Raw genomic sequence first — 22,690 nt, 5'->3', positions numbered from 1 at the left:
TCATGCCGAGAACGCAGGGCGGTGCCGGAGACGGCACCGCCACCGCCGACAGCGCGCTGTTGAGCATCGGCGCCGTCCTGGGGCAGCTCCAGGACGAGTTCCCCGAGGTCACCATCTCCAAGATCCGTTTCCTGGAGGCCGAGGGTCTGGTCGAGCCGCAGCGCACCCCGTCCGGATACCGCAAGTTCGCGGCCCGTGACGTCGAGCGGCTCGCCTACATCCTGCGCGTGCAGCGCGACCACTACCTGCCGCTGCGGGTGATCAGGGAGCACCTGGACGCGCTCGACCGCGGCGAGCACGTGGCGCTGCCGGGTCCCGCGGAGTCCAGGGAGGCCCAGGAGGCCGCCATCGAGCCCCAGGCGCCCGCGGAGCTGCGGATCGGCCGTACGGAGCTGCTGGCGGCCACCGGGGCCGACGGCGAGGAACTGGACCAGTGGGAGTCCTACGGCCTGGTCGAGGCCGGCCGGGACGGCGGATACGACGCCGACACGGTGAACATCGGACGGCTCATCGTCGACCTCGGCCGTTTCGGGCTCGAACCGCGCCATTTGCGGGCGGTGAAGGCCGCTGCCGACCGGGAGGCGGGTCTGGTGGAGCAGGTCGTGGCGCCGCTGCGGCGGCACCGCAATCCGCAGACGCGCACCCACGCCGAGGTCACCGCGCGCGAGCTGGCCGCGCTCTCCGTTCGGCTGCACGCGGCGATGGTGCAGTCCGCGCTGCGGGTCAAGCTCCTCTGAGCGGTTTTTCGGCTTTTCCCACACCCTGTAAAGGCGCCGGTACCTGGCGGGTACGGGCTTTTCAGCGGTCTCCCGCGGGGCCCGTGCCGACTTTGTGCCGGGCTTCACGAAGCCGCCGAAGTCCGGCCCAGGGGGTGCCCGACTACCCAAACCCGGCAGGCACGTCCTAGGGTTGCTGTGTGAACGAGCTCGACGTTGTGGGTGTCCGGGTCGAAATGCCCTCCAATCAACCGATCGTGCTCCTGCGTGAAGTGGGAGGCGACCGGTACCTGCCCATCTGGATCGGGCCGGGAGAGGCGACGGCCATCGCTTTCGCGCAGCAGGGCATGACGCCTGCGCGACCGCTCACGCATGACCTCTTCAAGGACGTACTCGAAGCGGTCGGACAGACGCTGACCGAGGTCCGTATCACCGACCTGCGCGAAGGCGTCTTCTACGCCGAGCTGGTGTTCGCCAGCGGCGTGGAGGTCAGCGCCCGTCCGTCCGACGCCATAGCCCTCGCGCTGCGCACCGGTACGCCGATCTACGGCAGTGACGGGGTGCTCGACGACGCCGGGATCGCGATCCCGGACGAGCAGGAGGACGAGGTGGAGAAGTTCCGCGAGTTCCTCGACCAGATCTCGCCCGAGGACTTCGGCACGAGCAACCAGTGAGCCGTTCCCGATACCGGGACACGCCAAACCACTCGTGGGGTGAATATCACTCGGCGTGCCGAGTGTGGCGATCGTTGACGCACCCCTGGCGACTGCCTACCTTCGGAGAGGAAAGTCCCGATGGCACGTGCACGCGGCCCCGGGACGCGAAGGGACGGAGGGCGGCGTGAGAAGCACCGGCGACGGTCTGGCGACCGGCGGCCCGTATCCGACCCAGGGGGCACTGGCGCGCGCCACCGCTGACGCGGGCGGCGGCGGGGCGGCACAGGACGTACCGCCCGAGCAGATCGGCTACCGCGGGCCCACCGCGTGCGCGGCGACCGGCATCACCTACCGCCAGCTCGACTACTGGGCCCGTACCGGCCTGGTCGAGCCCAGCGTCCGCCCCGCCTACGGCTCCGGCACGCAGCGGCTCTACAGCTTCCGGGACGTCGTCGTCCTGAAGATAGTGAAGCGGCTGCTGGACACCGGCGTCTCGCTCCAGAACATCCGGACGGCGGTACGGCACCTGCGCTCCGTCGGGCCGACTGAGCTGGCCAGGATGACGCTGATGAGCGACGGTGCCACGGTCTACGAGTGCACCTCGCCCGACGAGGTGGTGGATCTGCTCCAGGGGGGCCAGGGGGTCTTCGGCATCGCCGTGGGCGTGGTCTGGCGGGACGTGGAGAGTTCGCTGTCCCAGATGCACGGGGAGCGGGTGGACACCGGCGAGACCCTGGTCGGCGACAATCCGTCCGACGAGCTGGCGAAGCGGCGCAATCGGGCGGTCTGAGCGGCTTACCGACGCCGTGCCGTACACGTGTACGGCGATTGTCGGTGTCGTGCGGCACGATCGGTACTTGTGAGAAGTGCGCCGACGATCCTGCATCTGGACATGGACGCGTTCTTCGCCGCGGTCGAACAGGCGTCGAAGCCGAGCCTGCGGGGCAAGCCGGTGGTGGTCGGCGGCCTCGGCCCCCGCGGCGTCGTATCGACCGCGTCCTATGAGGCGCGCGTCCACGGCGTCCACTCCGCGATGGCGATGGCCCACGCCCGCCGCCTCAGCCCCAACGCCGCCTATCTCGTACCGCGCTTCGGCATCTACCGGCAGATCAGCGAGGCCGTGATGGCGCTGCTGCACGAGGTGTCACCCCTGATAGAGCCGCTGAGCCTGGACGAGGCGTTCGTGGACCTGGAGGCGGGCGGGCACGGCGCGGACCCGCGGGCGGTCGCCCGGCGGCTGCGCGCCGAGATCCGGGCCAGCACCGGGCTCACCGCCTCGGTGGGGCTCGCCGGGTCGAAGCTGCTGGCGAAGATCGCCTCCGAGCAGGCCAAGCCGGACGGCCTGGTCGTCGTCGAGCCCGGCACCGAGCGCGCGCTGCTCGAACCGATGCCGGTACGCACCCTGCCCGGCGTCGGGCCCGCCACCGCCGAGCATCTTCGGCGCGTGGGCATCACCACCGTCGGCGAGATCGTGCACGCGGGGGAGCCGGAGCTGGTCCGGCTGCTCGGCAAGGCGCACGGCACGGGCCTGCACTCGATGGCCGCCGGCCTCGACAACCGCCCCGTGGTCGCCGACCGCGACGTCAAGTCCATCTCCGTCGAGGACACCTTCGACGCCGACCTCACCGACCGCGCCCATGTGCGGTACGAGATCGACCGGCTCGCCGAGCGCTGCGTGCAGCGGCTGCGCGGCGCGGGCCGCTCCGGGCGGACGGTGGTCGTCAAGGTCCGCAGATACGACTTCTCGACCCTGACGCGCTCCGAGACGCTGCGGGCGCCGACCGACGACCCAGGACTCGTACGGGAGACCGCCAGGCGGCTGATGGAGGCTGTCGACACCACCGGCGGTGTGCGGCTGCTCGGGGTGGGCGTCGCCGGGCTCGCCGACTTCACGCAGGAGGATCTGTTCGCGCACGCGGCGGGGGAGGGCGAGGAGGACGAGAACGCGCCCGAGGAGCTGCCTTCGGCGCCGCCGCCCGCGCCGGAGCGGGCCAGGCTCTGGTGGCCGGGCCAGGACGTGGAGCACGAGACGTACGGTTCCGGATGGGTGCAGGGAAGCGGGGTCGGGCGGGTCACCGTGCGCTTCGAGGTGCCCTCGGACACCGTGCCCGGCCGGGTGCGGACCTTCGCCGTGGACGACCCGGCGCTCGCGCACCGCGATCCGCTGCCGCTCGACCCGCGGGAAGCGGCGGGTGCGGGCCAGGGGAAGGAAAAGAGTGCGGACAAGGGGGAGGAGGACGCTCAGTCCTCGCCCGCGAGCCGCCCGAAGTCCCGGTCGGGGGGCGGCGGCGGCTCCGAGCCGGACGTCGGCACGTCCATCCCGTAGTGGTGGTAGAGCTGCAACTCCTGCTCCGGCGACAGGTGGCGCCCCACACCGAAGTCCGGCGCGTCCCTGATCAGCGCCTTCTTGTACGGCACCCGCAATTCGTCGTCCACCACTTCGCTGGGCTCCAGCGGTACGAACGCGTCGCGCGTGAACAGCCCGGTCCTGACGGCCGCCCACTCCGGTATGCCGGTCGCGTCGTCGAGGTACACCTCGTCCACCGTGCCGATCTTCGTACCGTCATGGTCGAAGACGCGGCGGCCGATCAGGCTGCGCGGATCGATGTCGGTCTGCACGGTCCCTCCAACCAATGACGAGCGATGTCTGGGTACAGCCAAAGGCACATCCTGGCCGGTGTCGACTCGGGCGGTGATCACCGCCCCCCGCCCCCGCCGGGTCCCGCCGCCTCGCTGGTAGGCTGGTGATCGGCCGCAGACCCCGTGCGGGAGAGCCTCCGAGACAGTGTCGGAGGCGCCGAAGGAGCAAATCCTCCCCGGAATCTCTCAGGCATCCGTACCGCATGGACGAGGTCACTCTGGAAAGCAGGGCACGCACCGGGAGCGGTTTTCCGGCACGGGCCCTCACCGACGGTGAAAGCCGCTCCCGCGGGGGCGGTGAAGCTCTCAGGTTCTGATGACAGAGGGGGAGGCCGTACGGGTGTCCGCGCGTCGCGGCACCCCCCGAAGGTCGTCGCAGACCAGGAGGCCTCCGCAGATGACTTCCCGTCGCATTCCCCTCGCCGAGCTGGAAGCGGGCGTGCCGTTCGCCAGGCGCCACATCGGACCCGACGCAGCGGCGCAGGCGAAGATGCTCGCCCAGGTCGGCTACGGCTCCCTGGACGAACTCACCGAAGCGGCCGTGCCCGACACCATCAGGAGCGCGCAGGCCCTGGCGCTGCCCGAGGCCCGCACCGAGGCCGAGGCGCTGGCCGAGCTGCGGGCGCTGGCGGACCGCAATCAGGTGCTGGCTCCGATGATCGGCCTGGGCTACTACGGCACCTTCACCCCGCCCGTCATCCTGCGCAATGTGATGGAGAACCCGTCCTGGTACACGGCCTACACGCCGTACCAGCCGGAGATCTCGCAGGGCCGCCTGGAGGCGCTGCTCAACTTCCAGACCGTCGTCGCCGACCTCACCGGGCTGCCCACCTCCGGCGCCTCGCTGCTCGACGAGAGCACCGCGGCGGCCGAGGCGATGGCGCTGTCCCGCCGGGTCGGCAAGGTCAAGCAGGGCGTCTTCCTGGTCGACGCCGACACCTTCCCGCAGACCGTCGCGGTGATCCGGACCCGCGCGGAGCCGACCGGCGTCGAGGTCGTCGTCGCCGACCTGTCCGAGGGCATCCCGGCGGAGATCGCCGAGCGTGGCGTCTTCGGCGTCCTGCTCCAGTACCCGGGCGCCTCGGGCGCCGTACGGGACCCGCGCCCGGTCATCGAGCGCGCGCACGAGCTGGGCGCGGTCGTCACGGTCGCCGCCGACCTGCTGGCGCTGACGCTGCTCACCTCGCCGGGCGAGCTGGGCGCGGACATCGCGGTGGGCACCACCCAGCGCTTCGGCGTCCCCATGGGCTTCGGCGGACCGCACGCCGGATACATGGCCGTACGCGACTCCTACGCCCGCAATCTGCCCGGCCGCCTCGTCGGCGTCTCCGTGGACGCCGACGGCAACCGCGCCTACCGGCTGGCCCTCCAGACGCGCGAGCAGCACATCCGCCGCGAGAAGGCCACCAGCAACATCTGTACGGCGCAGGTCCTGCTCGCCGTGATGGCCGCGATGTACGCGGTCTACCACGGCCCCGACGGGCTCGCGCAGATCGCCGGCCGCACCCACCGCTACGCCGCGGTGCTCGCCGCGGGTCTGCGCGCGGGCGGCGTCGAGATCGTGCACGACGGCTACTTCGACACGCTCACCGCGCGGGTGCCGGGACGCGCGGCCGAGGTCGTGGCCGCCGCCCGTCAGGCCGGGGTCAATCTGCGGCTGGCCGACGCCGACCTGGTCGGTATCGCCTGCGACGAGACCACCGACCGGGCCCGCCTCACGGCCGTCCTCGACGCCTTCGGCGTCCAGGGAAGCGCCGCGGACCTCGACGCGCTGGACGCGGCCACCGAGGACGCGCTGCCCGCCGGACTGCTGCGCACCGACGCGTATCTGACCCACCCCGTCTTCCACCAGCACCGCAGCGAGACCGCGATGCTGCGCTATCTGCGGCGGCTGGCCGACCGCGACTACGCGCTGGACCGCGGGATGATCCCGCTGGGCTCCTGCACGATGAAGCTCAACGCGACCACCGAGATGGAGCCGGTCACCTGGCCCGAATTCGGCGCGCTGCACCCCTTCGCGCCGGTCGAGCAGGCCGAGGGCTACCTGGCGCTGATCCACGGCCTGGAGGACCAGCTCGCCGAGGTCACCGGCTACGACAAGGTCAGCCTCCAGCCCAACGCGGGCTCCCAGGGCGAACTGGCCGGGCTGCTCGCGGTCCGCGCCTACCACCGCGCCAACGGCGACACCGGCCGTACTGTCTGCCTGATCCCGTCCTCCGCGCACGGCACCAACGCCGCGAGCGCCGTGATGGCGGGCATGAAGGTCGTCGTGGTCAAGACCGGCGAGAACGGCGACGTGGACGTCACCGACCTGCACGCCAAGATCGAGCAGCACCGCGACCAGCTCGCCGTGCTGATGGTCACCTACCCGTCCACGCACGGCGTGTTCGAGGACAACATCACCGACGTCTGCGCGGCCGTGCACGACGCGGGCGGCCAGGTGTACGTGGACGGCGCGAATCTGAACGCGCTGGTCGGTCTGGCCAGGCCCGGCCGGTTCGGGTCGGACGTCTCGCACCTGAACCTGCACAAGACCTTCTGCATCCCGCACGGCGGCGGCGGCCCCGGCGTAGGCCCGGTCGCGGTCCGTGCGCACCTGGCGCCGTACCTGCCGAACCACCCGCTCCAGCCCACCGCGGGACCTGCCACCGGCGTCGGCCCCGTCTCGGGCGCGCCGTGGGGCTCGGCGGGCATCCTGCCGATCTCCTGGACGTATGTACGGCTGATGGGCGCGGAAGGGCTCAAGCAGGCCACCCAGATGGCGGTACTGGGCGCGAATTACGTCGCCAAGCGGCTGGAGCCGCACTTCCCCGTGCTCTACACCGGCCCCGGCGGGCTGGTCGCGCACGAGTGCATCATCGACCTGCGGCCGTTGGCCAAGGAGACCGGCGTCAGCGTCGACGACATCGCCAAGCGGCTGATCGACTACGGCTTCCACGCGCCGACGATGTCCTTCCCGGTGGCGGGCACGCTGATGATCGAGCCGACCGAGAGCGAGGACCTGGCGGAGCTGGACCGTTTCTGCGACGCCATGATCGCGATCCGCGGCGAGATCGACCGGGTCGGCGCGGGCGACTGGCCGGCCGACGACAACCCGCTGCGCAACGCCCCGCACACCGCGGCGGCGCTCGGCGGCGACTGGGCGCACCCGTACAGCCGCGAGGAGGCGGTCTTCCCCGCCGGGGTCGTCGCGGCCGACAAGTACTGGCCGCCGGTACGGCGGATCGACGGCGCTTTCGGCGACCGCAATCTGGTCTGCTCCTGCCCGCCGCTGGACGCGTACGAGAGCTGAGCGCGTACGAGAGCTGAGCGCGTTGGGCCGACCGGGTCCGGTGGTACGGGCCCGGCGGTCTCGCGCGAGGCTGCCCGCACATGACGAAGCCGGTTCCGCTGTCAGCAGTGGAACCGGCTCTGTGTGTGGGGCGGTGCGCGGTGCGGCGCGGTCTCGTGTGCGGGCGGCCCCGTACCGGTCAGGCCGCGGCGGTGATCTGCTCGGTGCCCAGGGGGCGGTGCGGCGCGATGATCTGCCCGTCGGGCAGCAGTTCGCCGGTGTCCTCGAAGAGGAGCACGCCGTTGCACAGCAGGCTCCAGCCCTGCTCCGGGTGGTGGGCCAGGGTGTGCGCGGCCTCACGGTCGGGGCACTCTGCGGTGGGGCACTGGGGCTTGTGCTGGCACATGGATGGTGTCTTTCGCTGCGAGAGGTGGCTGGTGCGGATGATTGCGCTGCCTGACTGGTTCATTTCCGTTCCCCCGTTGGTACGGCCGTTCCCAGTGTTGCTCTACTGACGTCGATCCGCAGGGATTTCACGCAGGCAATCCCTTGGAGGACAGGACGCGTCACTCCGCCGGACGGTTGCGAGGGCGGGACGCGACGGTGCCCCCGCGGCCCAGTGGCTCGCGGGGGCACCGTGGAGAGGCGGCGACAGGCCGTCAGGCGGGCGACCCCAGCAGCGGCGGCGGCGCCATCCGTACCGAGAGCAGAGGCATCAGCTCCGCCAGCCGGTGCAGGCGGTGCGGGGCGATGCCGGGCGGCGCGGGGGCCAGCGGCACCAGCACGTCCGCCGGGGTGGGCTGGGCCGTCGAGGCGTCGGCACGCGGGTCGCAGTGCAGCCACAGCGCCAGCATGTACAGGCTCGGCACGGAGAGCAGATGCGGTTGGTAAGTGGCGGGCAGCGTGTCCCCCTGACGCAGCGCCCGCTCGGTGGAGGCCAGGAACGGCCCCTCGGAGAAGCGCGAGAAGACCCAGCCGTCAGCCGTCGCCACGGTCTCGCCCGCGGCGACGGTGCCTTGCGGCCAGCCCCCGGCGAGGATGTGGAACCGCCAGCCGGTCAATCGTGCGCGAGGCAGGCCGCCGGGGACGTCCGCCGGTTCGAACACATGGACAGGGAGCGGGTGTTCGGCGGTGAGGGGCCCTTGGGCGTTCCGCAGCGCGGGCGTCCGGGCCTCCTGGACCGCGGTGGGAGAGCTGAGCGCGGCAAGGATGCTCCGCAGGGCGGGAGCAGGTGCTGGGGGGACAAGCAGCGGCATGGTGTCGCCTCTCACTGGGAGACAAACAGTGGTGCGGGGGCAGGGGTGCGGACGGCGCATGAGGGCGGAAAGGGGATCGGCTCAGGCGCGTCCGGCGAGGGCGGATGCTTTGCCTTGTTCACGGAGTTTATACGACGTGTGTTCGCTCCGTGTTTCGTCTAGTCGCAGCCAGTATTACGCGCAAGGCGAGAAATCGCCTTCTTCTGCGATGGCCCACGAAGCATTCGTGCAGGGTGCGCGGTGTGTGCCGCATATTTCTGCCCGCTGCGGACGGCTGGATCCCGCCGGTCGTATTCACGAAGTTTTTACGCCGCGCCGTGACCGTGGTATGTGCCACAGGAACCCACTGTGTTAGCCGTTGTGCACAGCCTAGTGGCAGACGCGGGGCCGCCGTGGCGTTATCGATCATTTGGGTGGGCATCCTCCCGTGAGTATCCGTACGAGGAAGGACGCGTCGATGGGCGAGAAGGTCGTTGCCAACGGGTTCGACCTGGCCGACCGGAGGCTGTACCGGCGCAAGCTGCGGCAGTGTCTCGTGGGGCTGGAGCGGCTGTTGGACGAGAAGCGATTCGACCGGCCGCGCAATCTGATGGGTCTGGAGATCGAATTGAATCTCGCGGATTCCGACGGGCTGCCGCGCATGATGAACGAAGAGGTGCTCGAGCGCATCGCGAGCCGGGATTTCCAGACCGAGCTCGCGCAGTTCAATATTGAAGTAAACATCGCGCCGCACCGGCTTTCCGGCCGGGTCATGGACCGCCTCGCCGAGGAACTGCGGATCGGTCTCGGGTATGCCGACCGGATGGCCCGCGAGGTGGGCGCGCACATCGTGATGGTGGGAATTCTGCCCACCCTGGAGGCCCAGGACCTGGTCTCCGCCAACCTCTCCCGCGCCGACCGGTACACGCTGCTCAACGAGCGGATACTGGCGATGCGCGGTGAGGACATCACCCTCGACATCGAGGGCGCCGAACGCTTGCTCTACACCTCCGCGTCCATCGCGCCCGAGGCCGCCTGCACCTCCACCCAGATGCACCTCCAGGTCACCCCCGGCCGCTTCGCCGACGTGTGGAACGCGGCGCAGGTCGTGTCGGGACCGCAGGTGGCCGTCGGCGCCAACTCGCCGTTCCTCTTCGGCCGTGAGCTGTGGCGCGAGACCCGCGCGCCGCTGTTCCTCCAGGCCACCGACGTCCGCCCGGAGGAGCTGGTGGCCCAAGGGGTGCGGCCCATCACGTGGTTCGGCGAGCGCTGGATCGACTCCGCCGCCGACCTCTTCGCGGAGAACGTACGGTACTTCCCCTCGCTGCTGCCGATCTGCGACGAGGAGGACCCGCTGCGGGTGCTGGACGACGGGGGAGTGCCGCAGTTGCGCGAACTCACCCTGCACAACGGCACGATCTACCGCTGGAACCGTCCCGTCTACCAGGTGGTCGACGGCGTCCCGCACCTGCGCGTGGAGAACCGGGTGATGCCCGCCGGTCCCACGGTGGCCGACGTCGTCGCCAACACCGCCTTCTACTACGGTCTGGTCCGCGCCCTGGCCGAGGCGTCACGCCCGGTCTGGCACAAGCTGCCCTTCGCCGCCGCCGCGGCCAACTTCGAGGCGTCCTGCCGCGACGGCATCGGCGCGGTCCTCCAGTGGCCGCGCGGCCGCAACGGCGGCCTCGCGGAGATCCCCGCCACCGACCTGATCCTCGACGAACTGCTGCCGCTGGCCGCGGCGGGGCTCGACGCGTGGGGCATCGAGGCCGTCGACCGCGACCACTACCTCGGCATCATCGAACAGCGCTGCCGCCGCCGTACCAACGGCGCCGAATGGCAGTCGGCGGTCTTCCACCGGATGCTGGAACGCGGCCTCGACCGGCGGCCCGCGCTCGCCGCGATGACCCAGCGGTACCGCGAACTCATGCTGGACGGCGAGCCGGTGCACTCCTGGCCGGTGGCGTGAGCCGTGGCGCACGGGGGCCTCGTGCGGCGCGGGCCCGTACAGCGGCCTCAGGGCGCCTTCGCGGCGGCGCTGGTGGCCGCCGCCACGACGGCCTTCAGCAGGACCGCCTGGATCTCCGAGGGGTCGTTGACCTGATACGCGGCCCCGCCGGTGGCCTTCGCGATGCGGTCGCAGGCCGCCTTGTCGGCGTTCGCGCCGACCGCGATGGCGATCAGCGGCACCGGCCGCGCCGGGTCGTCGAGCGTCTTCAGCCTGGACGTCAGGGCATTGAGCGAGATGCTGCCCGGGTCCTCGTTGGCGCCGTCGGTGAGGATCACCACGGCGTTGAACTTGCCGGTCCCGTACGAGGAGACGGCGCTTCGGTAGACCGCGAGCGCCGTGTCGTACAGGCCGGTCGAGCCGCCCGGCACCGGCTGGAGGTCATGGAACGCGCTGTCGAGCTGCTGGCGGCGCGTGACGCCCTTGGCGACGGTGCCGCCGAGCGGGCCGGTGCGGACGATCTCCTGGTAGTCGCGCGAGCCGCTGAGCCGGGTGGAGAAGCGCCACAGCCCGATCTCGTCCTTCGGGGTGAACTGCGACAGCGCCTGCCGCAGCGACTCCTTGGTGATGTCGAGCCGCGACCTGCCGCCCGAACCGGGGACGACGTCGGCCATCGACCCGGACACGTCCACGACCGTGGTGATCCGCGCGCTCTGCACGGTGATCTGCCACATCAGCCGGAGCTTTTGGAGCTCGGGCGCGGAGGGTGAGGGCGCGGGCGTGGCCGACAGGGGCTGCGGCGACTGGCCGCCCGCGCGCCGCACGGTCTCCGTGTCCGGATCGCCGCCGGGCGTACGGAAACCCGCGTCCGCGATCGTCCGCACGCCCTCGTCGTTGCCCAGCAGGGTCAGGAAGCGGTTGGCGGCCCGGCCCTGATCGGTGCTCAGATGCAGGTCGTCGACCATCGTGTACGGGTAGTCCAGGGTCGCCGCGCCGTCCGAGGGGTAGAACAGCCGCAGCGGCGGCGCGGAACCGCCGTTGTGCGCGAACGCGGCCTGTTCGGACAGGATCAGCGCCTGGCTCCGCTTGGGGTCGGCCAGCTCCGCAGGCGTCGTGTCGCGCGGCAGCGTCGCGACCGCCTGCTCGTCGCTGGGCTCGGTCCGCTGCGCGAGGGCCTTCGCGGCAGCCGCCGACTCCGTGTCGGAGTCGGTGCCCTCGCTCCCGCCGGCCCGCGCGATCGACGCGTTGATCATCGCCAGCGCCAGCATGCCGGTGGAGTTGAGCGCCGGATCGGCCGTACCGAACCGCAGGTCCGGTCTGCTGCCCGCCACCCCGGCCAACTCCGCCCAGGTGTACGTCTTGGACGGCCAGCCCAGCGTCTTGGCCTGCGACTGGAGCGCGCCGACCACCACCGGGGACTCGGCGACCGACCGCAGCTTCGTCAGCGCCCTGGCGCTGCCGGTGGCGGACGTCTGGGCCACCCACAGACTGTCGTCCGGCACCCACACCGCGAAATCCGGCTTCTTGGTGTTGTCGACCAGTTCCGCGGCGACGTCGGCGGAGTTCCGCGCGGTCACCCGGACGTCGAGACAGCGGCCGTCGGTCGTGTCGTGCTCGCGGCGCGCCCGGTCGGCGACGGCGGTCAGCGCGGGCGCGATGTCGGGCGAGGCGACCGCGCCGATCCGTACCGTGCCGCCGCGGCACGCGCCGCTCAGCGGCAGCAGTCCGCCGCGCAGCACCGCGAAGGTGCCCGCGCCCGCCGTGATCACCAGCGCGGTGGCCGCCGCGGTGGCACGGCGCCGGGTCCTGGCGGGCGGCGCTCCACCCGTCGATTCCCGGCCATCGGATATGCGGTGACGACCCATCGCTCCGTGCCTCTCCTGGGGTGGCTACGAACAGTAGACCCCGGCCTTCGTATCTTTGCCGGAGACCATAGCCATGCGCGGACGGCGCTGAAGCGGGATGACGTAAATGGAGGTCCGCGTGCACGCAGAGTCATACGAGGTGGAGGCAGGGTTGCAGCGGCGGACGCTGCGCAGCGAGACCCTGGTCGTCTTGGCGCTGTCGTTGGGAGCGAGCGGCGTTGCCGCGCTGATCGACTTCATCGGTTCCGTGACGAGGCCGGGCGCGCTCAAGGACCAGGCGGCCACCCTCGTCGGCTCCCAGGCGCCGGGCCGGCCGTGGCTGGATCTGGCCTGGCAGGTCTTCTCCATCGCCACAGCGCTCGCCCCGGTGGCGCTGGTCGCCCACCTGCTGGCCAGGGAGCGGGTCGGCATGCCCGTGATCGGCTTCGACCGCACCCGGCCGCGGCTCGACCTGGCCCGGGGCGCGGCCGTCGCGGCCGTCATCGGCGGCACCGGGCTCGCCTTCTACCTCGGGGTCAGGGCGGCCGGCTTCAACCTCACCGTCGTGCCCGAGTCGCTGCCCGACGTGTGGTGGAAGATCCCGGTCCTGATCGCCTCCGCCGTGCAGAACGCGGTACTCGAAGAGGTGATCGTGGTCGGCTATCTGCTGCGCAGGCTCGGCCAGTTGGGCTGGAGCCCGGCCGCCGCGCTGGCCGCGAGCGCGCTGCTGCGCGGCTCGTACCACCTCTACCAGGGCGTCGGCGGCTTCGTCGGCAACATGGTGATGGGCGTCGTCTTCGTGCTGCTGTACCGGCGGTGGGGCCGGGTGGGGCCGCTGGTGGCGGCCCACTCCCTCATCGACACGGTGGCCTTCGTCGGCTACGCGCTGCTGGCCGGGAAGGTGGGGTGGCTGCCCACGGGGTGACGCGCGAGCGGAGCCCTTGCGACAGCGTTTACGGCGTTACGGCGCTTACGGCCTTACGGCGCTTACGGCACCGCGCCGTGACGCACCGCGGCCTTACGGCACCGCGTGCAGCTCGCCGTCCACCACGGTGACCGCGGCGCCGGTCAACAGCACCCGCTCGCCGCGCACCCGGGTACGGACCAGCCCGCCGCGCGGGGACGCCTGGAAGCCGGTGAGCGTCGTGCGGCCGAGCCGCTGCGACCAGAACGGCGCCAGCGCGGTGTGCGCGCTGCCGGTCACCGGGTCCTCGTCGATGCCGACGGCGGGGAAGAAGCCGCGCGAGACGAAGTCGTATCCGCGCGAGTCGTCCTCGGCCGCGGCGGTGGCGATCACCCCGCGCCGCGAGTGCCGGGCGAGCGCCGCGAAGTCGGGCGCCAGTGCCCGTACGGTCTTCTCGTCGGTGACCTCGATCAGCAGGTCACCGCAGTCGGGGCCGGTGTCCAGCACGGTCAGCGGCTTGGCGCCGAGCGCCGCCGCGACACCCGTCGGCGCGGCCACCGGCGTGAGCGGGGCCGCCGGGAAGTCCAAGGTGATCGAGCCGTCCCCGGCCGCCTCCGCCGACAGCACACCCGCGCTGGTACGGAACCAGACCGTGCCCTTGTGCGCGCCGCTGGTGCGCAGCACATGGGCGGTGGCCAGCGTGGCGTGGCCGCACAGCCCCACCTCCGTGACCGGGGTGAACCAGCGCAGCGCCCAGTCCGCTTCCGGCGCGTCGGCCAGCCGGTGCGCGAACGCGGTCTCTGACAGATTCAGCTCCGCCGCGACCTGCTGAAGCCACCGGTCCGGCGGAAACTCCTCCGAGTCGAGCAGCAGCACCCCCGCCGGATTGCCGGTGAACGGGCGGTCGGTGAAGGCGTCGACTATTCGGATGCGCATGGCGAGAGCGTAGCGGCGCGCCCCACGCCCGGCGGGCGGTGTTCGGCGGATTCCGCTTCCGGTGACCGCGCCCGCTCGTGACCCGTGCCGCGCCCGCCCCGCGGCCCCCCTGTCGCCCTCCCGTCGCCGCCGTCGACCTGGGGCCTTGCCATCCGAACAGTTCCGATATATCGTTGAGCCATCGCGAACGATCAACGATGAAAGGAGCGTCATCATGCGTTCCCAAGGACACGAACATGGACACCGCGGCCCCGGACATCACGGTTGGGGCGAGCGGGACGAGCGACGGTCGGCCTTCGGGCCGTTCGGACCGCCCTTCGGCGGAGGCCCCTTCGGGCCCGGCGGCCGGGGGCGCGGCGGACCGCGCGGCAGGGCACGGCGGGGCGATGTACGCGCCTCGATCCTGGCGCTGCTGAAGGACCGCCCGATGCACGGCTACGAGATGATCCAGGAGATCGCCGAACGCAGCGGCGGCGCGTGGAAGCCGAGCCCCGGCTCGGTCTACCCGACGCTGCAATTGCTGGAGGACGAGGGCCTGATCAGCAGCGCGAGCGAGGGCGGTAAGAAGCTCTTCACGCTCACCGACAACGGCAGGACAGAAGCCGACGCGGGCCCCGAGGCCCCGTGGGAGGACGCCGGCCGCGGCGTCGACTGGGATGCCATGAACGAGATAAGGAAGGCGGGCGGCGGTCTCATCGAGGCCTTCCGCCAGGTGTGGGCCACCGGCACCCCCGAGCAGCGCGCGAAGGCGCTGACCGTGGTGAACGACGCCCGCAAGAAGCTCTACCTGATCCTGGCCGACGAGGACATCACCGACCTCACCAAGGAGTGACGTCGGCGGTCACCGGGCGCCCGGTCCCGTACCGGCGCCGCCCGCGAATCATCGAGTCGGCCCGGGGCGTCACGCTCCGGGCCGACTCGATCCGCGTATCAGCAGGCGGGTCGGGATGATCCGCGGCTCCGCCGTGTCGACCGGCGCGGCGTCGATCAGCTCGCGCAGCGCCTCCACGGCCGCCTCACCGAGCCCGCGCTGGTCCTGCGCCACCGTGGACAGCGCCGGGCGCACCAGCGCGGCGGCGTCGATGTCGTCGAAGCCGACCACCGCCAGATCGCGGGGCACCGAGAGGCCGGCGTCCGCCGCCGCGTGCATCGCGCCGACCGCCATCTGGTCGCCCGCCGCGAAGATCGCCGTCGGCGGCTCGGCCACCGCGAGCAGCCTGCGGGCCGCCTCCTCGCCGCTGTCGAGGAAGAAGTCGCCCTCGGTCACGTACTGCGGCGGCACCGAAAGCCCCAGCCGGGCGCAGGCCCGCTCGTAGCCCGCCAGCCGCTCGGCGGCCGGGGGAAGGTGCAGCGGACCGGTGATGGTGGCGATCCTGCGGTGCCCCAGCGCGTACAGATGCTCCACCGCCGCCTCCGCGCCCGCCGCGTTGTCGGAGCTGACCCGTACCGTGCGCGGCCCGGTGAACGCGGTGTCGATGCCCGCGCAGGGCACGGCGGACGCGGCCAGGACGCGCAGGCAGCGGTCGTCGGCGGGGGTGGTCAGCACGATGACGCCTTCGAGATTGTGCCGCCGCACCGCTTGCAGATGCGCGGCGTCCGGGTCCTCGGGGCCCGGCGTCGTCAGCAGCATCAGGTGGTAGTCCGCCTCGGACAGCGCGGTGCGCACCGCGCTCAACAGGCCGAGCAGAAAAGGGTTGTGGAGTCCCTGTGCCTCCTGTCCGCTGTCCCAGATCAGACCGATAGTGTCCGAGCGGCGCCTGACCAGGGTGCGGGCCGGTTCATTGGGCGCGTAACCCAACTCGATCGCCAGTTGCCGGATTCGCGCGCGGGTGGCCTCGCTCACCTCGGCGCGGTCGTTGAGAGCCCGGGACACGGTGGCGGTCGACACACCACTGCGGCGGGCGAGTTCACGAATGTTCACGGCGTACCTGATTCTGCGCGAGGGGAACAACGTGGAAACTTGGGACAGGTGAAAGGTGACTCCTGCGTACAGTCTTGACGATCAGTCAAGGCGAGGACAGACTTCCGGCCGATCGGAAACGTTTACGGCACTAGGTCCCGACAACCGGCCGGGACCCCGACAGGAACGGGACGCCTGCGATGCCTACGAACGCACGACGACGACCACGCCTCAGAGTCATTCTGACACTCGCCACCGCCGCGGCGTGTGTGGCCGCGGTCGCTTCCGTACCGGCGGAGGCCGGGGACAATCCGACGTACACCAACGCGAAAGCACCGGTCGACGTCCGGGTGAAGGATCTGCTGAAGCGGATGACACTGGCCGAGAAGATCGGTCAGATGGACCAGATCTCCGTGGTCAGAATGCAAGGCGACTGCGAGTGGAGCGGTGGCGAATTCACCGAATCCTGCATGAAGAGCGTGCTTCTCGACAACGCGGCCGGATCCGTACTGTCCGGCGGCGGCGCGGGACCTGCGGTCAACACGCCCGAGAACTGGGCGAAGATGGTCAACACGGTGCAGAAATACGCCGTCGAGAAATCCCGGCTGCACATCCCGATCATCTACGGCGTCGACGCCGTGCACGGCCACAACAACGTGCTGGGCGCCACGATCTTCCCGCAGGAGATCGGCCTCGGTTCCGCCTGGGACCCGACGCTGGCCAAGAACTCCGCCGCCTCCACCGCCAAGGCGGTCGCGGCCACCGGCATCGACTGGAACTTCGCGCCGGTCACTGACATCGCGCGCGACCAGCGCTGGGGCCGCTACTACGAGACCTTCGGCGAGGACCCGCTGCTCGCGGGCACGCTCGCCGCAGCGGCGGTCGACGGCATCGAGGGCTCCAACGGCGCCAAGAACGTGGCCGCCACCGTCAAGCACTTCCCCGGCTACGGCGAGCCCGGCAACGGCCACGACCGCGTGCCCGGCGACGTCTCGATGCGCTACCTCCAGGACACGCTGCTGCCGTCGTACAAGCAGGCCATCGACGCGGGCGCGCAGTCGGTGATGATCAACTCCGGTGCCGTCAACGGCATTCCGGCGACCGCCTCGCACTACCTGCTCACCGATGTGCTGCGCAAGCAGTGGGGCTTCGACGGCGTCGAGGTCAGCGACTGGGCGGACGTCGCCGCGTTGCAGACCGCGTACCACGTCGCCGCCGACTACCCCGAGGCCATCGCCAAGGCCGTCAACGCGGGCCTGGACATGGCGATGGAGCCGTACGACGCGCAGGGCTGGAGCACCGGCCTGAAGACCGCCGTGCAGCGCGGCCTGGTCACCGAGAAGCGCATCGACCAGTCCGTGTCCCGCATCCTGAAGATGAAGTTCGAACTCGGCCTGTTCGAACACCCCTACGTGGACGCCTCGAAGGCCAACGGCCGGGTGCTCGGCGCCGACACCGCGCTGGCGCGGCAGGCGGCCGACGCGTCGCAGGTGCTGCTGCGCAACGACGGCAATGTGCTGCCGATCTCGTCCTCCGCCAAGAAGATCGTGGTCGCCGGTTCCTACGCCGACGACATCAACGACCAGGTCGGCGGCTGGACGGTGGGCTGGCAGGGCGTGCCCGACGGGGTGACGCTGCCCGGCACCACCGTGCTCCAGGGCATCAAGAAGGCGGCGCCCTCCGGTACGGAGGTCGTCCAGGCCAAGACCGCGGACGACGCGGTGGCGCAGGCCAAGAACGCCGACCTGACCGTGGTGGTCGTCGGCGAGAAGGCGGCGGCCGAGGGCGCGGCGGACAGCCCGCGGCCCGCACTGACCGCCGACCAGGTGGCGTTGGTGAAGTCCCTCAAGGCGACCGGCAAGCCGGTGGTCACCGTGGTCCTCGCCGGACGCCCGCTGGTGCTCGGCGAGGCGGACGGCACCCAGGGCCTGCTGATGTCCTGGCTGCCCGGCAGCGAGGGCGGCAACGCCGTCGCCGACGTGCTGTTCGGCAAGGTCAACCCGAGCGGCCGGCTCAACGCGACCTGGCCCAAGGACATCGGCAACGAGCCGATGTACTACCAGCAGTTGCCCGGCACCAACGGCGGCCCCGAGTCCTTCGTCGACGCCGCCTACCCCTTCGGGGCGGGCCTGTCGTACACCACCTACGGCTTCGACTCGGTCAAGGCCGACTCGTCCACCGTGCGGGCCCGGGACACTGTCCACCTGACGGTGAAGGTCTCCAACTCCGGTGGCCGTGACGGCGATCTGGTGGTGCCGGTGTTCGTGTCGCAGCCGTCGAGCGACGTGCTCGCCCCGTCCCGGAAGCTGGTCGCCTTCACCAAGGTGCACCTGAAGGCCGGGCAGTCCCGTACCGTCGCGCTCGACGTGCCGCCGAGCCGTCTCGCCGTCACCCCCGGTGACGTCAACGGCGCGGGCAAGCAGGAGGTGGCACGCGGCGTCTACGTCTTCACGGCGGGGACGCAGACCGCCACGGTGACGGTCCGCTGATCCACGCACACCGCCGGGCCGCGTGAGGGACGATCCCCTCGCGCGGCCCGGCGCTTCGCGCACGGGCGGACCGTCACGCGCCCGGCGCGGGGGGCTCGGCCGGTTCGACGAGCCCGGCGATGGCGCGCAGCGAGTCGTTGAGCGCGGTCGTCGCCGAGTCCTTCAGCTTGCCCGCCATGAGGGAGACGGCGGCCCCGGTGAAGGTGCCGTCGATCCGTACCTCGGTGGCGTCGCCGTCGGGCGTGAGCGCGTACCGCATCCCGAGGCTCACCCCCATCGGCCCCTTGCCGCTGCTGCCCAGCACCCGCTCGGGCTCGAACTCGTCGACCGTCCAGGTCACGTCCGCGGGGAAGCCCATCATCCGCAGGCTCTCCTGGTACGTGGCCCCGGCCGTCAGCGGCCGCGGGCCGCCGTCGGGGAAGGCGGTGTGGGTGGCGTTCCACTCGCCGTAGGAGGAGAAGTCGGTGAGCAGGTCCCAGATCTTCCCTGCGGGGGCCGCGATACGCGCCTGTGCGGAGACTTCGGCCATGCGATCACTCCCTGAGTACCGGTCCACTCCCTGAGCACCGGTCGTGCCGCGCACCGTAACCGGGGGCGCCGCAACACTCAATACTGATGGACCGTCAGATACGGGGAATGCGGCCTGCCGACGCTGCGCGACAGCGTCGGGGGAGCGGCCAGCAGCCGGTTCACGTGCGCCCGCGGCAGACCGTGCGCCGGATTGACCGGCAGCAGCAGCCGGTCAGGACGGAACCTGGCCCTGCGGACCAGGCGGCGCGGGATCACGTCGTCGGTCCAGGCGAAGGGCCGCCCCGCCGCGTACCGCAGGATCGGCGCCCACTTGCGCGCCGAGTACCGCTCCGCCTCGCGCAGCGGCGGATCGCCGGGCCGCGGCCGGTAGCCGCTGAATTCCACCACCGGCAGCGGCGGCAGACCCAGGCGCGGGGCGATGTGCGTGTTCGCCTCGTGCTCCCAGGTGGTCGCCCAGACGAGGTCGTACATGTCCGCCAGTTCGCGCAACCACACGCCGTGCCGGGCGGACAGCAGCACGGTGTGGGTCAGGATGTCGTGCACGGTGAAGTCCGGCGAGGGCAGCACCGGATTGAGCACACCGTCGACATCCAGGAAGAGCAGCGGTCGGACCATGGAACTCCTTCCCCGGTGGCGGGGCAGGTCGGTGTGTGTCGCCAGAGAGGGACGAGGCGACGGCCGGTACGGTTGCGGGTCGGACGGGAGGACATATGCGCGAAGACGACGGTCCGGCTACCCCCGACGGCGGAAGCGACGCGTCACCCGGGGGCGCGTCACCCGATGATGCGGCACCCGACGGGGCGGCAGTCGGTAACGCGCCGCCGGACGAGGCGGCACCCGGCGGACCGGGACGCGGGCGAACGTCGCCCGGCGACCCCACGCCGGGCGACGCGGCACTGCTCGCCAGGCTGCGGGCCGCCCCCGTACTGGCCGGGCCGCTGCCGGAATTCGACCCGGGCGACGCCCCCGACACCCCCGGCCCGCTCTTCGCGACCTGGCTGGAACTGGCGCTTTCCGACGCACTGCCGGAACCGCACGTCATGACGCTCGCCACGGTCGGCGCCGACGGCACGCCCAGCGCCCGCGTCCTGATGCTGCGCGGAGTCGACACCGCCGACTGCGCCGTCGACTTCGCGTCCGACGCGGTCAGCCGCAAGGGCCGCGACCTGGCCGCGCACCCCGTCGCCGCGCTGACCTGGTACTGGCCCGCGCACGGACGGCAGATCCGGATGACGGGACCGGTCGACGTACTGGACGAGGAGACCGCCCGGCGGGACTTCCTCGGCCGCTCCCCGGCCTCCCGCGCCGCCGGCTTCACCGGGCGGATGAGCGGCCCGCTGACCGGAGCGATGGAGTACGAGCGGGCGCGCGCCGCGGCGGACGCCCTGGTGGCCGCGGAACCGGAACGGATTCCCGAGGGCCACACCGTGTACCGGCTGCGTGCCCAGGAGGCGGAGTTCTTCCAGGCCGACCCCGGCCGCTTCCACGTACGGCTGCGTTACACCCGCTCCGGTCAGGCGGGGGAGGGCCGGGACGGGCGCGGCGACGCGGACACGGACGGCGGTTGGACCCGGACCCTGCTGTGGCCATGACTCATCCCTGGGGATGACGCGGGAACCGGCCAACCCCCTCCATGGGCGGAGGCACGGATGGCCCCCGGTGCGGATGCGCCGCACCGGGGCCGCCTGATGAAGTGGATGGCGTGTACAGCAACCACGGGCCGCCGCTCGACCTGAGCCACCTGGCGGACGACCTCCGCCTCACGGTCGAACTGCGTTCCGTGGCGGCCAGCGCGCGCCGCCGGGCCACGCGCGACGGCGACCAGCAGATCGACACCGCCCACCTGCTGCACTCCCTTTTGGAGATCGACCCCCTGGCGCGGGCCGCCTGCGACGCCGGGACCGGCCAGGTCGTCCGCGTGCTCGGCTACCTGGTGCAGCGCAGCATCGGCTACGGGCTGCGCTGGCGCGGCACCGTCGAGGACTCCGGCGCGCTGCCCACCGTCCAGGCCGTCGCCGGCACCGGCTGGAGCCCGTCCGCCGCCGCCGCGATCCGCAACGCCGTCGCCCTCGCCCGCCGCCGTGGCCGCACCCAGGCCGACGGCATCGACCTGCTCGACGCGCTCGCCTCCGACCCCGAATGCCGCGCCGTGGACGTGCTGCGCGCCGCCGGACTCGACGTCAGCGGCTACCGGGATGACGGTCCTGTCGCGAGCTGACATCATGACCCGATGCACGTAACTCAGCGGCGAAACGGGGGCCTCGGGCTCGCTCTGGTGTCCGCCTTCGCCTTCGGCGGCTCGGGCGTGGCCGCCAAACCGCTGATCGAATCAGGGCTCGACCCGCTGCACGTGGTCTGGATGCGCGTCGCGGGCGCCGCGCTCATCCTGCTCCCCATCGCCCTGCGCCACCGCGAACTGCCCCGCCGCAGGCCGGGACTGATCCTCGGGTTCGGCCTCCTCGGCATCACCGGCTGCCAGGCCCTGTACTTCGTGGCCATCTCCCGCATCCCGGTCGGCGTCGCCATCCTCGTCGAATTCCTCGGCCCCGCCCTGCTGTTGGGCTGGGTCCGCTTCGTCCAGCGCCGCCCCGTCAGCCGGTCCGCGGCCCTGGGTGTCGTGCTCGCCATCGCCGGCATGGCCGCCGTCGTCGAGATCTGGTCCGGCCTGGCCTTCGACCCGCTCGGCCTGCTCCTCGCCTTCGGCGCCGCCTGTTGCCAAGTCGCCTACTTCGTCCTCGCCGACGACGGCGCGGAGAGCGCGGACGCGCCGGAACCCATCGCCGTCATCGCCTACGGCCTCCTCGTCGGCACCGCCGTCCTCTCGGTCGTCGCCCGCCCCTGGAACATCGACTGGGCGATCGTCTGGCAGCAGTCCGCGCTCGGTGAGCGCGAGGTACCGGCCGTTCTCCTCGTCGCCTGGATCGTCCTCGTCTCCACCGTCGTCGCCTACCTCGCCGGCGTCCTCGCCGTCCGCCGCCTCACCCCTCAGATCGCCGGGGTCGTCGCCACCCTCGAAGCCATCGTCGGCACGGTCCTCGCCTGGGTCCTCCTCGACGAGCACCTGGGCGCCGCCCAGGTCGTCGGCGGCGCCCTCGTCCTGGCGGGCGCCTTCACGGCCCAAACGGCCAGCCGCGCCAAGCCGGCGGCGACGCCGGACCCCCTCCCGGAACCCGACTTGGCCGACGCCTAGCGCCTCCCTGCCGCGGTTCGCCGCACGGGTGCCCCTGCACAAGGGGCTGCGCCCCTGCGGCACCGCTGCGCAGGTGGGGTTCGCCGGTAGCCAGCGAGCCGAAGGCGGCGCCGGTGTCGAAAGCGACGATGAGCAGGGAGCGAGGAACGAGCGACCGTCGAAGAGGAGCGTCGACACCGGATCTAAGCCGCCGGAGGCGAGAGGGCGGCAAAAAAGGGGGAAGGACGGTGAGCCAACGCAAGAGGGCTCCCACGCACGGTTCGCCGTACCGGTGACCTGACGCGAGCGGGCGACCCGCAACGGTGACCTGACGCGAGTGGCGACCCGCCCCCACCCCCCCAGACCCCACCCCCCTCACGTAAGCTTCCCCCATGCATCTCACCGTTCTCCCGCCTCCTGCCGTCTGACGCGGGCGGCGACATTTCGGAAG

General features: G+C 71.7%; 20 protein-coding genes and 1 riboswitch. Of the genes, 12 read left to right on the top strand and 8 right to left on the bottom strand.

Annotated features, from left to right (window positions below):
* The first annotated feature begins 2 nt into the window (after positions 1 to 2).
* The 4 genes from ABZX65_RS07045 to ABZX65_RS07030 all read left to right on the top strand — a co-directional run bounded on the left by ABZX65_RS07045 (position 3) and on the right by ABZX65_RS07030 (position 3,698).
* A complete protein-coding gene (locus tag ABZX65_RS07045) occupies positions 3 to 737 on the top strand; it encodes a MerR family transcriptional regulator (RefSeq protein ID WP_355335731.1) in 735 nt (244 codons plus the stop codon).
* Between the two features lie 179 nt (positions 738 to 916).
* Positions 917 to 1,390 carry a bifunctional nuclease family protein gene (locus tag ABZX65_RS07040; RefSeq protein ID WP_031518684.1) on the top strand — a complete coding sequence of 158 codons (474 nt, stop codon included), beginning with the start codon at positions 917 to 919 and terminating at the stop codon, positions 1,388 to 1,390.
* Positions 1,391 to 1,556: 166 nt separating this feature from the next.
* Positions 1,557 to 2,162, top strand: a complete 606-nt coding sequence (locus ABZX65_RS07035) for a MerR family transcriptional regulator (RefSeq protein WP_355335727.1) — start codon at positions 1,557 to 1,559, stop codon at positions 2,160 to 2,162.
* Between the two features lie 69 nt (positions 2,163 to 2,231).
* Positions 2,232 to 3,698 carry a DNA polymerase IV gene (locus ABZX65_RS07030; protein WP_355335725.1) on the top strand — a complete coding sequence of 489 codons (1,467 nt, stop codon included), beginning with the start codon at positions 2,232 to 2,234 and terminating at the stop codon, positions 3,696 to 3,698.
* Here ABZX65_RS07030 and ABZX65_RS07025 read toward each other — a convergent pair.
* On the bottom strand, positions 3,614 to 3,991 hold the full coding sequence (locus ABZX65_RS07025; protein WP_355335723.1) for a PRC-barrel domain-containing protein: 378 nt from the start codon (positions 3,989 to 3,991) through the stop codon (positions 3,614 to 3,616). The two genes, ABZX65_RS07030 and ABZX65_RS07025, sit on opposite strands and share 85 nt — an antisense overlap.
* Positions 3,992 to 4,128: 137 nt before the next feature.
* Positions 4,129 to 4,224, top strand: a riboswitch (glycine riboswitch).
* A 185-nt stretch (positions 4,225 to 4,409) separates the two neighbouring features.
* Between ABZX65_RS07025 and gcvP the strand changes: the two genes are divergently transcribed.
* Positions 4,410 to 7,304: an aminomethyl-transferring glycine dehydrogenase gene (gene gcvP, locus ABZX65_RS07020; RefSeq protein WP_355335720.1), complete on the top strand. Its 2,895-nt coding sequence runs from the start codon at positions 4,410 to 4,412 to the stop codon at positions 7,302 to 7,304.
* Between the two features lie 178 nt (positions 7,305 to 7,482).
* On the opposite strand, the gene ABZX65_RS07015 is transcribed toward gcvP, so the two are convergent.
* Positions 7,483 to 7,689, bottom strand: coding sequence for a DUF5999 family protein (locus tag ABZX65_RS07015; protein WP_355335718.1), 207 nt, complete (start codon positions 7,687 to 7,689; stop codon positions 7,483 to 7,485).
* Positions 7,690 to 7,942: 253 nt separating this feature from the next.
* Positions 7,943 to 8,539: a hypothetical protein gene (locus tag ABZX65_RS07010; protein WP_355335715.1), complete on the bottom strand. Its 597-nt coding sequence runs from the start codon at positions 8,537 to 8,539 to the stop codon at positions 7,943 to 7,945.
* A 457-nt stretch (positions 8,540 to 8,996) separates the two neighbouring features.
* Between ABZX65_RS07010 and ABZX65_RS07005 the strand changes: the two genes are divergently transcribed.
* Positions 8,997 to 10,487 carry a glutamate--cysteine ligase gene (locus tag ABZX65_RS07005; RefSeq protein ID WP_355335712.1) on the top strand — a complete coding sequence of 497 codons (1,491 nt, stop codon included), beginning with the start codon at positions 8,997 to 8,999 and terminating at the stop codon, positions 10,485 to 10,487.
* Between the two features lie 47 nt (positions 10,488 to 10,534).
* On the opposite strand, the gene ABZX65_RS07000 is transcribed toward ABZX65_RS07005, so the two are convergent.
* A complete protein-coding gene (locus ABZX65_RS07000) occupies positions 10,535 to 12,331 on the bottom strand; it encodes a substrate-binding and VWA domain-containing protein (protein ID WP_355335710.1) in 1,797 nt (598 codons plus the stop codon).
* A 118-nt stretch (positions 12,332 to 12,449) separates the two neighbouring features.
* Here ABZX65_RS07000 and ABZX65_RS06995 point away from each other — a divergent pair, with 118 nt between their 5' ends.
* Positions 12,450 to 13,235, top strand: coding sequence for a type II CAAX endopeptidase family protein (locus ABZX65_RS06995; protein WP_355335708.1), 786 nt, complete (start codon positions 12,450 to 12,452; stop codon positions 13,233 to 13,235).
* 93 nt (positions 13,236 to 13,328) lie between these two features.
* Here the strand turns inward: ABZX65_RS06995 and ABZX65_RS06990 are convergent, their stop codons facing one another.
* A complete protein-coding gene (locus ABZX65_RS06990) occupies positions 13,329 to 14,150 on the bottom strand; it encodes a PhzF family phenazine biosynthesis protein (protein WP_355335705.1) in 822 nt (273 codons plus the stop codon).
* A 214-nt stretch (positions 14,151 to 14,364) separates the two neighbouring features.
* On the opposite strand from ABZX65_RS06990, the gene ABZX65_RS06985 reads away from it, so the two are divergent.
* Positions 14,365 to 14,982: a PadR family transcriptional regulator gene (locus tag ABZX65_RS06985; protein WP_355335703.1), complete on the top strand. Its 618-nt coding sequence runs from the start codon at positions 14,365 to 14,367 to the stop codon at positions 14,980 to 14,982.
* 69 nt (positions 14,983 to 15,051) lie between these two features.
* On the opposite strand, the gene ABZX65_RS06980 is transcribed toward ABZX65_RS06985, so the two are convergent.
* Complete coding sequence (locus ABZX65_RS06980) at positions 15,052 to 16,071, bottom strand: LacI family DNA-binding transcriptional regulator (protein WP_355335700.1); 1,020 nt, start codon at positions 16,069 to 16,071, stop codon at positions 15,052 to 15,054.
* Positions 16,072 to 16,319: 248 nt separating this feature from the next.
* Here ABZX65_RS06980 and ABZX65_RS06975 point away from each other — a divergent pair, with 248 nt between their 5' ends.
* Complete coding sequence (locus ABZX65_RS06975; protein WP_355335697.1) at positions 16,320 to 18,539, top strand: glycoside hydrolase family 3 N-terminal domain-containing protein; 2,220 nt, start codon at positions 16,320 to 16,322, stop codon at positions 18,537 to 18,539.
* A 73-nt stretch (positions 18,540 to 18,612) separates the two neighbouring features.
* On the opposite strand, the gene ABZX65_RS06970 is transcribed toward ABZX65_RS06975, so the two are convergent.
* Both ABZX65_RS06970 and ABZX65_RS06965 read right to left on the bottom strand, forming a co-directional pair.
* Entirely contained in the window at positions 18,613 to 19,068 is a 456-nt protein-coding gene (locus ABZX65_RS06970; protein ID WP_355335695.1) for an SRPBCC family protein, read from the bottom strand.
* Between the two features lie 77 nt (positions 19,069 to 19,145).
* On the bottom strand, positions 19,146 to 19,685 hold the full coding sequence (locus tag ABZX65_RS06965) for an HAD domain-containing protein (protein ID WP_355335693.1): 540 nt from the start codon (positions 19,683 to 19,685) through the stop codon (positions 19,146 to 19,148).
* 95 nt (positions 19,686 to 19,780) lie between these two features.
* On the opposite strand from ABZX65_RS06965, the gene ABZX65_RS06960 reads away from it, so the two are divergent.
* The 3 genes from ABZX65_RS06960 to ABZX65_RS06950 all read left to right on the top strand — a co-directional run bounded on the left by ABZX65_RS06960 (position 19,781) and on the right by ABZX65_RS06950 (position 22,260).
* Positions 19,781 to 20,662: a pyridoxamine 5'-phosphate oxidase family protein gene (locus tag ABZX65_RS06960; RefSeq protein WP_355335691.1), complete on the top strand. Its 882-nt coding sequence runs from the start codon at positions 19,781 to 19,783 to the stop codon at positions 20,660 to 20,662.
* A 110-nt stretch (positions 20,663 to 20,772) separates the two neighbouring features.
* Positions 20,773 to 21,288, top strand: coding sequence for a Clp protease N-terminal domain-containing protein (locus tag ABZX65_RS06955; protein ID WP_355335688.1), 516 nt, complete (start codon positions 20,773 to 20,775; stop codon positions 21,286 to 21,288).
* 12 nt (positions 21,289 to 21,300) lie between these two features.
* Positions 21,301 to 22,260, top strand: a complete 960-nt coding sequence (locus ABZX65_RS06950) for an EamA family transporter (RefSeq protein WP_355335685.1) — start codon at positions 21,301 to 21,303, stop codon at positions 22,258 to 22,260.
* The last annotated feature ends 430 nt before the right edge of the window (positions 22,261 to 22,690 follow it).

Origin of the sequence: Streptomyces sp. NPDC003300, from assembly GCF_040610915.1 — a bacterium.
Taxonomy (GTDB): Bacteria; Actinomycetota; Actinomycetes; order Streptomycetales; family Streptomycetaceae; genus Actinacidiphila.
The sequence above is the reverse complement of the archived record's forward strand: the minus strand, read 5'-3'. Positions and strand labels throughout refer to the sequence as shown.

Bases quoted from the DNA above. Each gene is read 5' to 3' on its own strand.
- ABZX65_RS07045 (WP_355335731.1), top strand. From the start codon at position 3: ATGCCGAGAACGCAGGGCGGTGCCGGAGACGGCACCGCCACCGCCGAC.
- ABZX65_RS07005 (WP_355335712.1), top strand. From the start codon at position 8,997: ATGGGCGAGAAGGTCGTTGCCAACGGGTTCGACCTGGCCGACCGGAGG.
- ABZX65_RS06965 (WP_355335693.1), bottom strand. From the start codon at position 19,685: ATGGTCCGACCGCTGCTCTTCCTGGATGTCGACGGTGTGCTCAATCCG.
- ABZX65_RS06990 (WP_355335705.1), bottom strand. From the start codon at position 14,150: ATGCGCATCCGAATAGTCGACGCCTTCACCGACCGCCCGTTCACCGGC.
- gcvP (WP_355335720.1), top strand. From the start codon at position 4,410: ATGACTTCCCGTCGCATTCCCCTCGCCGAGCTGGAAGCGGGCGTGCCG.
- ABZX65_RS06950 (WP_355335685.1), top strand. From the start codon at position 21,301: ATGCACGTAACTCAGCGGCGAAACGGGGGCCTCGGGCTCGCTCTGGTG.
- ABZX65_RS06970 (WP_355335695.1), bottom strand. From the start codon at position 19,068: ATGGCCGAAGTCTCCGCACAGGCGCGTATCGCGGCCCCCGCAGGGAAG.
- ABZX65_RS07000 (WP_355335710.1), bottom strand. From the start codon at position 12,331: ATGGGTCGTCACCGCATATCCGATGGCCGGGAATCGACGGGTGGAGCG.
- ABZX65_RS07015 (WP_355335718.1), bottom strand. From the start codon at position 7,689: ATGTGCCAGCACAAGCCCCAGTGCCCCACCGCAGAGTGCCCCGACCGT.
- ABZX65_RS07010 (WP_355335715.1), bottom strand. From the start codon at position 8,539: ATGCCGCTGCTTGTCCCCCCAGCACCTGCTCCCGCCCTGCGGAGCATC.
- ABZX65_RS06985 (WP_355335703.1), top strand. From the start codon at position 14,365: ATGCGTTCCCAAGGACACGAACATGGACACCGCGGCCCCGGACATCAC.
- ABZX65_RS06960 (WP_355335691.1), top strand. From the start codon at position 19,781: ATGCGCGAAGACGACGGTCCGGCTACCCCCGACGGCGGAAGCGACGCG.